Consider the following 13712-nt stretch of genomic DNA (forward strand, 5'->3'; position numbering starts at 1 on the left):
TGTTTTTGGGCAGTGGTGACAGTCATCGTCATGTGGATGGCATTCTTTATGACGATGGTGGGAGCGCATACGGTGTCTCTTCATCCGAATACTGCAGAGAATAACCATCTCTGGGACGTTCGCATATTCGTGGTGTATGGTCTCGGATGCATAATCTCCACCGCTTCACGAGTGCCTCTGCAGAGGAGCAGAGGCAGGACACAGAAAGAAAAGAAAGAGAGGAGATAACAGATGCGTAACATCACTCTATTTTTCACGCGTCCACGTACCTGGGCGTGTATAAGTGCTCTCGCCGGATGGCTCATACTCGGCATAGTTCGTTCGCAGGCGCAGATGTTCGAGCTGGTGAGTCTTAGTGCTGAAATGCGAGCCTACTGGTCGAAGATGGTCATCCTCGTGCCGTTTTTCCTCACGACTCTCATCGCCTGCATCTGCGCTATGGCTGATACGCGCGTACGCGCTGGCGTGAGAGTGGGATTTAGTGTGGGGCTCGTCGCGCAGTATTGTGCGCTTCTCAGCCTCCTACTCTACACCGGTAGTTCGCAGATTCCCCTAGCGGAAGTGGGTCTTTTCCTTCTCGGAGGCTGTGTGGCTCTCCTGCTCGGGATAGTCATGGTGTGTCAGAAGTAAGGAATGCACGAGAAAGGGTGGAGAGAATCTAGTAGTCTCTCCACCCTTTCTGAGAAGAACGCCGCGTTACTGCTGCTTGGTCAGCTCGTCGAAGCGCTCCTGCGTGATGAAGTTCGCTTTCACCACCTCAGTGAGATTACTCTTCTCGAGAGTGAGCGGGTCGAGCAGCTTCGACTTCACGTCCACCACACCGTTATTCATGCTGCCGTTCAGGCCGGAGACGTCCTTACCCTCGGCGAGCTGGACGACCATCTCGTACACGGCGTCCGCGAGCTTCGCTACATCCTTAAACACGGTCATGGACTGCAGATCCTGGCTGATGTTCGCCACGGCTATTTCGTTCGCGTCCTGGCCTGTGATGACTGGCCAGCTGTCCGTTCCCGGCTTCATGTCTGGGCGCTTGGTTTGGATGGCGTTAATGACGCCCTGAGCGAGGTCATCGTTTGGTGTGAGCACTGCGTCCAATTTTTCCCCATGCGCATAGCTCGAGTCCAGAATGGATTCCATGTCCGTCTGAGTCTGTGCGGTCTTCCAGGACATCACGGAGATGGACTGCCACTTGTCGAGAGTGAAGTTACCATCGACGCCACCACCGTGGTTCGAGATGCTCTTCAAGACTCCACTCTTAAAGTATGGCTGGAGAAGCTCCCATGCACCCTTAAAGAAGAACTTCGCATTATTATCATCTGGAGAGCCAGTGAAGACTTCCATGTTAAATGGTCCCTTCGCGCCCTTTTCGAGACCGAGCTTATCGATGATGTACTTCGCCTGGAGCACGCCTACCTGCTCGAGCTGGAAGGTAGCGTAGTAATCCACGGCTTCCGTGTTCATGATGAGGCGGTCATACGCGATCACCTTCGCACCGGCCTCGTGAGCCTTTTCTACAGCTGGTCCTACAGAGGTGCCGTCCTTTGCTGCCACCACGATGATCTTCGCGTTATTATTCACCATGTTTTCTATGTCTGCATTCTGCTGTGACGGCTTATCATCCGCATAGGAGAGGATGACCTTATAGCCAGCCTTTTCCAGCTTCGTGCGCAGGTTCTTACCATCCTTATTCCAGCGTTCCATGGATTTCGTCGGCATGGATATGCCTATGGTGGCACCCTTTTCCATAGCTCCCGAGGAGGATCCTCCTGCAGATCCCGAGCGGGTGGCAGAGCAGGCTCCGAGGCCTACGAGTAATGCTGCTGAAGCGATCATAGCTACGGTGGTGTGTGCTACGCGCGAGAAAACTTTCATCGTGGTCATATTCACTTCTCCTTCAAAGTTACGTATGAGCGTATGCTGCGCGGCGTATGGGCTTAAGTACCGCAGCTCTGAGGGTGGGGCAGGGCGGCTCCGCTGTGCCGAACTCCCAGGGCTTGCTTAGAGTCTAACACAAAAAATCGAGTTAGTTAAACGAACGAACTAACTAAAGGTGCGCGACACGCCGAAGAAAAGAGTGCTGAGCCCTTGTAAATAAAGGACTCAGCAAGGGTAGAGAAAAAATTGGCAGACAAAAATAGATGTAATACTTGCGGTTACAGCAAAAGGAAAACCCATAACGAATACACAGAAGGCACTCGCGCTCATCTCCATTTTCGCGTCCGGCGATGCACAGGCAGCACGCGAGCTTCTCGCAGACGGATACATTCAGCATAATCTCGCGTATGACACGGGTGCAGACGCATTCGTGGGTGCGGTAGAATACCTGGCATCCGCTCCAGTGAAGACTACGGTACAGAACGTCCGTGCATTCGAGGATGGCGATAAGGTCGTGCTGCAGACGGTGTATAACTTCGCTGGCGCTGGCGAGCAGGTGGCATTCGATGTCTTCCGCTTCGATGAGAACGGAAAGATAGCGGAGCACTGGGATAACCTCGCTGCGCTTGCTCCTGCAAATCCTTCAGGTCATACGCAGATAGACAGCCCAGTGGAGGCGGCTGACCTCGAGAAGACGGAAGAAAATCGTGCAGTAGTACAGAACTTCCTTCATGACGTCATGCAGGGTATCTCCATGGTGTATGACACCGTCCACCAGGTACTGGCGCAGGGAAATATGGTTCTGGCCATCTCGGAAGGATCCTTCGGCGGCGCTCCTACCTCGTACTATGACCTGTGGCGCGTGGAAGACGGGAAGATAGCTGAGCACTGGGATGTTATGGAGACCATCGCAGATAAGGCGACCTGGCAGAACGAGAACGGTAAGTTCTAAGCTCTCAGTTCTGGGGACATATGCGAGAAGGGGCTCTCCGTGAGGAGATCCCCTTCTTTAACCAGTGGCTCCGACCGGCGTCGATCCGGTGACCTTACGATTTTCAGTCGCACGCTCTACCAACTGAGCTACAGAGCCATATTATGTTATTTTGAGAAAAGAAAACCCGGTAGAACCGGGTTCTTTTTCCAGCGACTCCGACCGGACTTGAACCGGCGACCTCCGCCGTGACAGGGCGGCGCTCTAACCAACTGAGCTACGGAGCCACAATCGCTTGCAATCTCTTGCGGCGACGAGATATAACTATAGAGCACTTTTCACTAGCGCGCAAGTCGGGTACGAAAAAAGCCCTAGAAACCGCATGATTTCTAGGGCTTTACGGCGTGTCGTCTTCGGCCTTATAGGGCCTTATAAGGCGCTTAGTTCTTCTGCTCCCAGTTCTCCACGTCGATGTGATGCGCAGGATTTGCCTGCCATGCCTTCCATGCGGACTCCACGATGTCGTGAACGTCATACTGTGCATGCCAGCCCATCTCGGTGTTAATGCGCTCTGGGGAACCGATGAGGTGCGGTGGGTCGCCAGCGCGGCGAGGCTGGATGGTCTCTACGAATGGCAGACCAGAGACCTTCTTAATCTCATCGACTATCTGGCGCACGGACGTACCAGTGCCGGTGCCCACGTTAAAGGCATCGTACTTGCGCTCGTCGCGGTCGAGGTAGTTCATCGCTGCGATGTGCGCGTCAGCCAGGTCGGACACGTGGATGTAATCGCGCACGCAGGTGCCGTCGTCGGTAGGGTAGTCGTCGCCGAAGATAGCGGGGGCGAGACCACGCTGGAGGCGGTCAAGCACCATAGGTACGAGGTTCAGCACAGCTGGATCTTCCAGCTCTACAGGACCGCAGCCAGCGACATTGAAATAACGCAGTGCGCAGAAACGCAGGCCGTATGCGTGTGCTGCAGCGCGGCCCATCCACTCGCCGAACAGCTTCGTCTGGCCGTATGGGTTAATAGGCACCATAGGCTGAACGTCTTCTGGAACGACGTCTACAGGAGGCTCGCCATACGTCGCGGCGGAGCTCGAGAAGACTATCTTCTGTACGTCGGCGTCCTTCATGGCCTGCAGAACGTTCAAAAGTCCGTTAATGTTCTGCTGGTAGTACCACAGTGGCTTTTCTACGGACTCGCCCACCTGCTTACGTGCGGCGAAGTGAATGACGGCGTCGACGTCTTCGTCGCGCATAATCTGAGCGAGGCGCTCATCTGCACCTGGTGCAGACACGTCCATGCCATACAGGCGTGCGCCTTCGATGCGCGTGGACTTTCCGTAGCTCAGGTCATCAGCTACGACTACGCGCTTACCTGCTTCGTGGAGGGCGTGGACGACGTGAGCGCCGATGTATCCGCAGCCTCCGGTAACAAGAACAGTCATGTTACTCCTTTAATCGCGAGGATTCCCTAGTGTCACGCGCTGTGCACTTTTGTGCGCAGATGTGCGTTCGTGACACTTTTATTATAGCGCGGAATGTGTATGATGAGAGTGGAATAGGCGATTTTTTAGTTAGTTCCTCGTACTTTTTCTGTGTGGATGCGTGCGCGCGTGCGTGAACATATGTGCGTGAGCGTGCGCGTCAGTATCCCGAGAGCTGTACGTGGCGCGCGAGATGACGCGAAACGAGGAGAACATATATGGAACAGGAACCACAGGGGCAGGAGGCACGCCGCCGCGCGGTCGTCTCTTTCGTGCGCCGCTCATCGAAGCTCGACCCGCGCATGGAGCGCGCGTGGGAGAAGTACTCGGGGGAGTACTTGCTCGAGCTCGATAAAGGCGGCCATGAGCTCGGAGTAAGCGCGGATGTGCGGCTGAGTCGGGAGTTCCTCGCATCGGTCTGGGGTGAGGGCTTTCGGGCTGACGGACGTATTATCGTGGAGATAGGCACAGGTCAGGGTGAGAACATCGTGGCTGCTGCGGCCGCTCATTCGGAGGATAATTTCCTCGGGCTCGAGGTGTATACGCCAGGTGTGGCGCACGCTCTGCTGATGGCAGGAAAGCAGGAGCTGCATAATCTGCGCATGGTGCAGGTGAATGCTCCGGAGCTTCTTCAGGCCTTCGAGCCGGGCGTGCTCGACGAGGTCTGGACCTTCTTCCCGGATCCGTGGCCGAAGACGAAGCATCATAAGCGCCGCATCGTGCAGGATGCGCTGGCGTCTGCTGTGCATGCTGCGCTGAAGGATGGCGGCGTCTGGCGCATCGCTACGGACATCGATGATTATGCTCTGCATGTGCACGAGGTCATGGATGTGCGCGCGGACTTCGAGAACGCGGGTGAGCTGACGGTGAGCCTAGCCACGGAGCACGTGAGCAAGGGGACTGCTGAGATGGCGGCTCAGCTTCCGCATGCGGACTTTACGGAGTCTGCGCGTTTCGAGGGGCGCGTGCTCACGAATTTCGAGAATAAGGGGATAGCTGCTGGCCGCGTTATTCATGACATGACATACCGCGCTGTGCAGGCTTAAGGTCAATTCTTCCGCACCTTTCACCGGCGTGTCGCTCGCGCATTTGTCGCGCGCGACACGCCGAAGTGCTCGAAGGCTTGCGCTGATGAGGGCTTTCCCGTAATATATACCAAGTCAGCCCCCGTCGTCTAATGGTTAGGACATCAGACTTTCACTCTGACAACGAGAGTTCGATTCTCTCCGGGGGTACGACTCAAAGGCTCCAGCTTCTGCTGGAGCCTTTTTCGTTATCTTGCGGAAAAGGAAAAGCCCCGTTCATACGAACGGGGCCCAGCGCATCTCATCATTCCTTACGCGTGGAATTCACCGCGGTCGAAGGCGGCGCGGAATTCTTCCTCGGTAGGAACACGACCATAGGTGTCTTCAAAGGAGCGTGTCCATTCATCGGTCGATGGAATGGTATCGTGTATATCTTCTGCTGGAGCCTCATCTGTAGCCACAGTTTCTGGGGATACTGGAGGAACTGGCATAGATGATATGCGCACGGATGCTTTCTGCTCCTGAGAGCGCAGGATGAATGCTGTGACAGTGCAGGCGAGTACCGCTAGTCCCAGTACTTGGGCGAAGATGAGTCCCACTCCTGCACTAAAACCAGATCCCAGTCCCTGAGAGTTCGCCTGAGAAACTGCCAGAATCATCATGAGAATAGGGAAGGCGCCCGTAATAGTGGCGATGACCAGTGTCGTAAAGCGCAGAGATGTTTTTCCAGCGAAGCGCACCGCTGCACCGAAGCCGATGGTCAGAGCGAGCAGGCCGATGAAAAGATGAACATCGGTAATAGGGGAGCCACCCAGCTGCTGGCTCATGCTCATAATCTCAAAACCGTTCAGATTCCTCTTAAAGAATCCCATGTCGAAGCTGTAGTAGGGCATGAAGAGGCTGAAGAACATGATGATAGCAGCGGTGAATGCGCCGAAGATGAGGAAGTCCTGGCGCTCGCCGACGGACAGAGAGGTAAAGTTCTTCGCCTCATTCATCGTGGTATTCACGGTAGCCTGTGTGAAAGTACGGGCAGAGTTCAGTGCAGCCTGTACCGAGTCTGAGGATGCTTCGAATGCAGGAGCTGCTGAATCTGCTGGATTTACTGGGGGTGCCGGCATGGCAGGGGCGGCAGGTGCTGGGGCTGGAGTAGCCGCAGCTACCTCGCCAGCTGCGAGAGCGGCCTGGTAGTCTTCGAGGGATGGCTTATGGCCATTCAAAGCTACGAACTGGTTATGCCAGTCCTGAGCAGACAGTGGTGTGGTCGTCATAAAAGTATCTTTCTGTGAGAGGGGCTGTGCGGATTAGTCGAGGTGAGCGCGCTTGCGGTAGCTCTTCCAGAGGAGCTCTGGAGTGTCTACTCTAAAGATGGAGCACCATGCGCCATACACGTGGTACATGGTATTCAGCAGAGGGTAGAGACGCAGAAGCGTGCGCTCTGGATATCCTCCGCGACTGTGGCCAGGATGAGCATTAAACGTGGTCTGGAAGCGCTGCATATATGCACGGAAAGAATCATGTGCCGTGCCCATGCGGCGCGCGCTCGCTCCGGTGACCATCTCGGTGCAGTACTGAGTCTTCAGACCCTGTTCGAACAGGTGCAGGCTGCAGTCGATGTCCTCATGGAAGACGTCCTCCACGTCGGCGCAGACTACGGGGCGTATAGCCTCCCATGCGCTCTTACGCATGGCCATGTTCGAGCCGAAGAGCAGCGGCATGCCATCTGCACTGTACTGCTTTTCGCGCACGAGGCTGTCGAAGAACTGGCCTACTGGGGGAAGTGGCATGTCATAGTAGCACACAGGTCCCGTAGCGCCAGCTACGTCAGGATGAGAGTCGAAGAAGAGGGTGGCAGCTTCTACCCAGTTCGGCTTAATCATGCAGTCTGCATCGATACGTGCCAGGATGTCACCCGTGGCCATGTCGAGTCCGAAGTTACGCGTAGGGATGAGTCCCTGCGCAGCGGTCTGACGCGTGAGAATCACGTGCGACTCAGGATGCTCGTCGATGAATTTCTGGACGAGCTCACGCGTGTTATCCGTGGAATTATTATCCACCACGATAATCTCGTGAGCAGGCATGGTCTGTGTGGTCGCGTTTCGTAAGCAGGCGAGAACGCGGCGTGATTCGTTCCATGTAGGAATAACTATAGACACTGTAGACATGAAGAATAGTGTAGTCGCGACGGTCTATAAGATGCTCGAGGGAAAGAAAACGACACGGTTGTGCCCGAGTGGAATAATATCAGATATGACACACGAGACAGCTCGAGAGAATCCAGCCATAGAGGAAAAATTGGCAGAAAAAGCGCAGACTAGCGTGCGCACGCGTTCTCGCGCCCACGCGCAGAACGAGCACGCGCACGTCCATAACGTGCAGGGCGAAGTAGCAGACCTCGCGTCCATCTTCCCGAGGAAAGGGGACAGCCGCCGTCCGCCGGAATGGTATACGCGCGCGCTGCTCTACGCGTTCATAGCCATCGCGCTCGGATACTTTGTGTGGCAGGCCTTTGATGCCGTTCAGGGAGTCATTCTGAACATCGTCATCTCGCTGTTCATCGCCTTCGCTATCGAGCCTATCGTCAAATGGCTCATCTCGAAGGGGTGGAAGCGGAATCTGTCCACGGGACTGACGCTGCTGTTCCTTTTCATTCTCATCAGCATCTTCATCGCTGTCTTCGGAAACCTCATGGTTCAGCAGATCGTCTCCATCGTGTCCGGCCTACCAGACTTATATGCTCAGCTGACCGAGTTCGTGAAGAAACAGTTTAACTACACACTTCCGCAGATGAATGCGCTGAGCGGAACCATCCTCGCGAACATTCGTACAGACAGCATAGGAAGTTTCGCGGGGCAGGCACTGAGCACTGCGAGCTCGGCCTTCAGCGCTATGCTCGACCTGCTGACCATCGTGCTCGTCACGTATTACATGAGCGCGTACGGACCGAACATGCGTAAAGTCATCTGCCATTACATGCCGGCTGAGTCGCAGAAGCGTTTCCTCGTCACGTGGACTGTCGTGCAGGACCAGATATCTGGCTTCCTGTATTCGCGCATCGTGCTCGCGCTCGTGAATGCCGCATGCCTGTCTGTCTTCATGATCATCCTCCACGTGCCGAACTGGCTGCCTCTCGCACTCGCCTGCGGTATTATCTCGCAGTTCGTGCCGATGATTGGTACGTACATCGGCGGCGCGCTGCCGGCGGTCTTCGCGTGGGGGACGAACGGCCTGCAGACCGGTATCTACGTCATCATCTTCATCATCATCTATCAGCAGATAGAGAATAACGTCATTAGTCCTATGATTACACGCTCGACGATGGATCTGAATCCGGCCATCGCGCTGCTGGGCGTCTTCGCGTTTTCGGCTATCTGGGGAGCTCTGGGAGGCTTCTTGGCTTTGCCAATTATCGCGAGTATTCAGGCGCTTCTCAGTACGTATCTCAAGCGCTATGACCTGGTGGATTCGGAACTGCTCGATGATCCGAAGCCGCAGAACTCCTCCGTACTGGCGCGCAGCGTGCAGGGCGCTGGGGAAAAGATATCCGAAACGATGATGGTGCCACTGCGTGGCTCGAATACTCAGTCGCGGCATGTAACGGCAGAAGACCTTCGTCGCTTCCGTGAATCGGTGGAGGGGACGGGAGCTCTGCCGAAGGCGGAGGAAAGCGTGCTGGAGTATCTCGAGAGCGAGGATGACGAGAATGCGGAGCCTGACGAGAACGCACAGCGCGTTCCATCCTCTGCTGCGCCTATAGCTCCAGCGAAGCCAGCGCGTCCGCGTAAGCGCCTTACTGGGGACATGCCAGAAAGAGAGGAGAAGAACTAGATGAACGGTCTTCTTTTCTTCCTCGACATTCTCATCACCATCATCGGTTTTATCACCATGATTTACCAGATTATGGTGGTGGTCGTGGGCATGCTCGCGAAGCCTACAGTGTATCCGGATGTGCCTCAGGACAGGCGCTACGCGGTCCTCATCTCTGCACGAAATGAAGAGGCAGTCATCGGAAACCTCGTGCGCTCCATCCAGAATCAGACGTATCCGAGTGAACTCGTAGACGTATGGCTCGTCGCGGATAATTGCACGGATAAGACCGCACAGGTGGTGCGCGACATGGGCTGCCACGTCGTAGAGCGCTTTAATAAGCAGCAGGTAGGAAAGGGCTACGCACTGCAGTACCTGCTGCGAAAGATGATGGCGGACGGCGAAGCGCAGAAGTATGATGCCTTCTTCATCTTTGATGCGGATAATTTGCTGGATAAGAACTACATCGCAGAGATGAATAAAGCTCGCCAGGCCGGCTTCGAAGTGCTCACTAGCTACCGGAATTCGGTGAATACGGGCCAGAACTGGATCTCTTCGGGCGCAGCACTGTGGTTCGTGCGTGAGTCGCGCTTCCTGAATACCACACGTTCTGCACTCGGTACCTCATGCCATGTGGGTGGAACGGGCTTTATGTTCTCCAGGCGTATTATGGAGCGAAACGATGGGTGGAAGTTCCATCTGCTCACTGAAGACATGGAGTTCACCATGGACTGCATTCTGCACGGAGACCGCATCGGATTCTGCGGATCTGCCATGTTCTATGACGAGCAGCCCGTGGACTTTAAGACTAGCTGGGACCAGCGTGTGCGCTGGTCGAAGGGCTTCCTTCAGGTCTTCCGCTACTACAGTAAAGTCATGGCCCAGTGGGGTATTAAAGAGCGTGATTTTTCTGCCATAGATGTGACACTCATGGTGTGCCCGTTCATGGTCATATCCGTGGTGCGCTTCCTTCTCGGCATTATTTATGCAGCACTGGGATATATCTCCTGGTATTCCATCATTCAGGGCTTTAGCAGCTGGGGTACATCCATCCTCGGATTCCTTATCGGCATGATGGTCCTCGCGCTTGTATCCGGTTTTGTGGAGCGAGATAAGCTGAATATTACTATGAAAGAGCTTCTCGTCTACACGCTCAGCTTCCCTGTGTATATGGCCAGCTATGTGCCTATCTCTTTCGTGGCCATCTTTGCGAAGTCCCAGTGGAAGCCTATAGCGCACGCGGGTGGCCAGGCTGCGGCAGACATTATGGCGAATGAGGGAGTCGTAGAAAAAGGAGCAGGGAGAGCAGTAAGAGCAGGAGAATCTGCGGAAGAAGCAGTAGGAGGAGTGCAGACACATGCCTAAAGAGTCCATGTCTTCGCATCTTCGCCGAGCACTCGTCGTAGGCATCAGTGCCGTCGTGACGCTGTGCCTCGCGGCTTCAGTAGTAGCAGCTGACGCGTGGGGTTTGCTAAACGCAAGCCCATGGAGCACTATACGTCGTGTGTATGCACAGGGGCGTGTAGCTGCTCTGCACCCGTCCCATGCGGTGCGATCAATGGATGTGTCCCAGCTTACTGTGGGGAAAATAAAGTCCGAAAAGATAGACACGCAGTCGGCGAGAGCTCTCATAGATCAGCTTGCTTCGAGCGTGGGTGTGGGAAATGCTGTATCCGTAGCTGTAGCAGATGTATCGGGGAAAATAGTAGCAGCTCAGAATGAAAAGACTGCCGTGGAACCAGCATCCACGATGAAAACGCTCACGGCTTTCGCGTCTTCTGTAACCCTGAATATGCAGGATACGCTGAAGACGACTGTAAAGCTGGATAAGGATACGAGCACACTCACCCTCGTGGGTGGGGGAGATATCCTGCTGAAAAATGCAGAGAGCGATCCGAACCATGTGAATGGTCGCGCAGGGCTGGTTACACTCGCGCAGCAGACTGCTGGAGTTCTGAGCTCGCGAGGTATTACGCAGGTGAGCCTCCGGTTCGATAATGGGCTCTTTAATGGAGACACTCTTCCGGCAGACTTGAACGCGAGCTCGAATGTGAACCAGGCATACCGAAATCTTATCCAGACGACGACCATGGCTGTGGACGAAGCGCGTGAGTGGGGTGGAGCGCCACCGCAGAATCCGGATGGGGAAGGACAGTGGCTTCCTGAACGCAGCATCACGCCGGCGTATGATACCGCTGCTATGTTCGCGCAGGCTCTGCATGCACAGGGCATAACGGTGGATACGTCTAGCCTCGCACATGAGGCTGCGAGCAGTAAGGCTTTCGATGTAGCATCTGTGCAGTCTGCGCCGCTGTGGCAAATACTCGGCCTCATGCTGACGAATTCGGATAATTCGCTCGCTCAGCTTTTCGGTCGCCTCCTCGCTCTCCATGAGAAGAAGGAGAACTCGTATAAAGGTGCGACTGAGGCAGTACTGAGTGTTCTTAAACAGTATGGCGTTCCTACAGATGGACTTGCTATAGCAGACACGTCTGGGCTTGAGCCGGGTTCGCGCCTGACCGTACAGACGCTCGTGCATGTGCAGTCCGCGTTCCTGAATACGAAGAGCGTGACCTGGCCGGCGGAAGTGGGACTGCCCGTCTCGCAGCTCAGCGGTACGCTGGCCGCTCGAGATTTCGGTGCGGAAGCGCGCGGCCTCGTGCGTGCTAAGACCGGTACGCTCGACACCGTGACAGCGCTGGCAGGAAACGTCTCGCGTCTGAACGGTTCGGCGCTCATTTTCGCTGTGGTCGTGAACGGTTCGGACATGGATGCGGCGAAAGCTGCTGTCAATTCTTTCGTTAAGGGGCTGGTTCAGCTATGACAGCGCTCGTAAAACGTGCTCAGAATATTCTGCGAAAAAGCTGCGGAGAGAATCCGGGGCTCCTGCTCGTGGCCTGTTCTGGCGGGAGAGATTCGCTCGCGCTCGCCGCTGTTTCACGGGAAACATACCACCATGTGGGAGCGCTTATCATAAACCACCAGCTTCAGGACGGCTCGCGTGAAGTGGCTGAAGAGGCTGCTCGCATCTGCCGCGAGCGCGGCTTAGACCCTGTACAGATAGTGGATATCCAGGTAGAGCGCACGCGCTCAGGGCTCGAAGCCGACGCTCGTGATGCCCGCTACGACGCGCTGAGTCGAGTATCGAGAAAGATGGGCGCTAGTGCGGTTCTCGTGGCACACACGCAGGATGATGTGGCTGAAACCATTCTCATGAAGCTCCTGCGTGGAGCTGGCGTGAATGCTTTAAACGGCATAGCATCCCGTGTAGAACATGATGGTGTGCCGTTCCTGCGCCCGTTCCTGAGCTTGAGCCGAGCAGATACGACGCAGATATGCGAGCAGCTCAGTCTTACGTACTGGGATGATCCGACGAATGGGGACTCAGTAGCGCCGGGAGAGCTTCTTCCCGAGGACTTCCCCCTGCGTTCGAAGATACGTCATGATGTGCTGCCTCTTCTCAGCACAGTGACACACAGAGATGCTGTGGAAGTCCTGGCCGGCAGCGTGGACGAGGCTCGTGAAGATTTAGAAATAATTGACACAGCTGTAGCAGAAGCATACAGCGCCTGTACGCGCGAAAAAGACGGGCGCCTCGAACTGAAGATCCGCGCGCTGAACGCGCAGCTGCCAGCCGTGCAGCGTCGCGTCATCGCGCGGTTTATCGCGGAAAATGGGCAGACGCCTACGCGTGCCATGATTCAGGCGGTCGCACAGCTTCGAGCAGCCGACGAAAAGAAGAAAACGGTCCAGCTGAAAGCGGGCCTGGCCGCGTATAAAATGTATAACGTCATTCAGTTATGGAAAGATAGTGATTATGCAAATTTCTGACGTACGTGAAGACATCGATCACGAGCTGATCTCTCGTGAAGACATTCAGACGAAGATAAACGACGTAGCAGCACAGGTATCTGTGGACTATGCGGATAAGGATCCTGTATTCCTCGCCGTGCTGAAGGGAGCCGTGAACACCATGGCTGTCTTCTCGCAGGCGGTGAGCATCCCAGCGCAGATAGAATTCATGACGCTGTCCTCGTATGGTGCGGGCACGGCATCCAGTGGGCAGATTAAGGTCATCCAGGATGTGCGCTGTGACGTGAAGGGTCGAAACATTCTCATCGTGGAAGACATCATCGATTCGGGATACACGCTGGACTGGCTCGTGCGCGAGCTGAAGAGCCGTGGCGCTGCTTCCGTAGAAGTCTTCGCGCTGCTCGAAAAGCCAGCGCGCCGCGTGGTGGATGTGGATGTGAAGTATAAGGGCTTTACCATTCCGGATGAATTCGTCGTGGGCTTCGGACTGGATTATGACGAAAAGTATCGTAATCTGGATTCTATCGCTGTGCTGAAGCCTGAGGTTTACGAAGGCGAGTAGACTCGGGGCGCGCAGTAAGGCGGCTGGAAGGCGAGAGGAAAGAAAGCGAGGAAAACGCACGCAGAGCGCGTGGAGGTTTTCTTCGCTTTTCTACAATTCTTCCTCCACTTTCAGTTTTTCTTCAGCCGCACGCTAAGCTCCCCAGAATGCGCACATCTGAACGTGTATCATGGCGTACACAGACATAAACGAAAATCATCACACGTATA

At 55.3% G+C, this 13712-nt stretch carries 12 protein-coding genes and 3 tRNA genes; 9 read left to right on the top strand and 6 right to left on the bottom strand.

The window, feature by feature from the left end; genetic code table 11:
* Positions 1-231 precede the first annotated feature (231 nt).
* The gene (locus ALMA_RS01875; protein ID WP_094726134.1) at positions 232-630 is read left to right on the top strand and encodes a hypothetical protein; all 399 of its coding nucleotides are present in this window, start codon (positions 232-234) and stop codon (positions 628-630) included.
* Positions 631-696: 66 nt separating this feature from the next.
* Here the strand turns inward: ALMA_RS01875 and ALMA_RS01880 are convergent, their stop codons facing one another.
* A complete protein-coding gene (locus tag ALMA_RS01880) occupies positions 697-1833 on the bottom strand; it encodes a substrate-binding domain-containing protein (protein WP_377866535.1) in 1137 nt (378 codons plus the stop codon).
* Between the two features lie 376 nt (positions 1834-2209).
* Here ALMA_RS01880 and ALMA_RS01885 point away from each other — a divergent pair, with 376 nt between their 5' ends.
* Positions 2210-2827: a nuclear transport factor 2 family protein gene (locus tag ALMA_RS01885; protein ID WP_244568828.1), complete on the top strand. Its 618-nt coding sequence runs from the start codon at positions 2210-2212 to the stop codon at positions 2825-2827.
* Between the two features lie 65 nt (positions 2828-2892).
* On the opposite strand, the gene ALMA_RS01890 is transcribed toward ALMA_RS01885, so the two are convergent.
* From ALMA_RS01890 to galE, 3 genes are all read right to left on the bottom strand, one after another.
* Positions 2893-2965: transfer RNA gene (locus tag ALMA_RS01890), tRNA-Phe, on the bottom strand.
* Positions 2966-3019: 54 nt separating this feature from the next.
* Positions 3020-3093, bottom strand: a tRNA-Asp gene (locus ALMA_RS01895).
* 153 nt (positions 3094-3246) lie between these two features.
* The gene (gene galE, locus ALMA_RS01900; protein WP_086106990.1) at positions 3247-4257 is read right to left on the bottom strand and encodes a UDP-glucose 4-epimerase GalE; all 1011 of its coding nucleotides are present in this window, start codon (positions 4255-4257) and stop codon (positions 3247-3249) included.
* 257 nt (positions 4258-4514) lie between these two features.
* Between galE and trmB the strand changes: the two genes are divergently transcribed.
* Both trmB and ALMA_RS01910 read left to right on the top strand, forming a co-directional pair.
* Positions 4515-5342, top strand: coding sequence for a tRNA (guanosine(46)-N7)-methyltransferase TrmB (gene trmB, locus ALMA_RS01905; RefSeq protein WP_094726136.1), 828 nt, complete (start codon positions 4515-4517; stop codon positions 5340-5342).
* Positions 5343-5459: 117 nt separating this feature from the next.
* Positions 5460-5531, top strand: a tRNA-Glu gene (locus tag ALMA_RS01910).
* A 101-nt stretch (positions 5532-5632) separates the two neighbouring features.
* Here ALMA_RS01910 and ALMA_RS01915 read toward each other — a convergent pair.
* Complete coding sequence (locus ALMA_RS01915) at positions 5633-6592, bottom strand: hypothetical protein (protein WP_094726137.1); 960 nt, start codon at positions 6590-6592, stop codon at positions 5633-5635.
* 33 nt (positions 6593-6625) lie between these two features.
* The gene (locus ALMA_RS01920) at positions 6626-7486 is read right to left on the bottom strand and encodes a glycosyltransferase family 2 protein (RefSeq protein ID WP_094726189.1); all 861 of its coding nucleotides are present in this window, start codon (positions 7484-7486) and stop codon (positions 6626-6628) included.
* A gap of 85 nt (positions 7487-7571) precedes the next feature.
* Here ALMA_RS01920 and ALMA_RS01925 point away from each other — a divergent pair, with 85 nt between their 5' ends.
* Genes ALMA_RS01925 through hpt form a run of 5 tightly spaced genes read left to right on the top strand, consistent with a single transcriptional unit; the run spans position 7572 to position 13503 of the window.
* Positions 7572-9149: an AI-2E family transporter gene (locus ALMA_RS01925; RefSeq protein WP_158520629.1), complete on the top strand. Its 1578-nt coding sequence runs from the start codon at positions 7572-7574 to the stop codon at positions 9147-9149.
* The gene (locus ALMA_RS01930) at positions 9150-10493 is read left to right on the top strand and encodes a glycosyltransferase family 2 protein (protein WP_094726139.1); all 1344 of its coding nucleotides are present in this window, start codon (positions 9150-9152) and stop codon (positions 10491-10493) included.
* A complete protein-coding gene (gene dacB / locus ALMA_RS01935) occupies positions 10486-11952 on the top strand; it encodes a D-alanyl-D-alanine carboxypeptidase/D-alanyl-D-alanine endopeptidase (RefSeq protein ID WP_094726140.1) in 1467 nt (488 codons plus the stop codon). The genes ALMA_RS01930 and dacB overlap by 8 nt, the downstream gene beginning before the upstream one ends.
* On the top strand, positions 11949-12959 hold the full coding sequence (gene tilS / locus ALMA_RS01940; RefSeq protein WP_094726141.1) for a tRNA lysidine(34) synthetase TilS: 1011 nt from the start codon (positions 11949-11951) through the stop codon (positions 12957-12959). Before dacB ends, tilS begins: the two co-directional genes overlap by 4 nt.
* Complete coding sequence (gene hpt, locus ALMA_RS01945; protein ID WP_094726142.1) at positions 12946-13503, top strand: hypoxanthine phosphoribosyltransferase; 558 nt, start codon at positions 12946-12948, stop codon at positions 13501-13503. The genes tilS and hpt overlap by 14 nt, the downstream gene beginning before the upstream one ends.
* The last annotated feature ends 209 nt before the right edge of the window (positions 13504-13712 follow it).

The organism is Alloscardovia macacae (assembly GCF_002259705.1).
Classification (GTDB): Bacteria; Actinomycetota; Actinomycetes; order Actinomycetales; family Bifidobacteriaceae; genus Alloscardovia; species Alloscardovia macacae.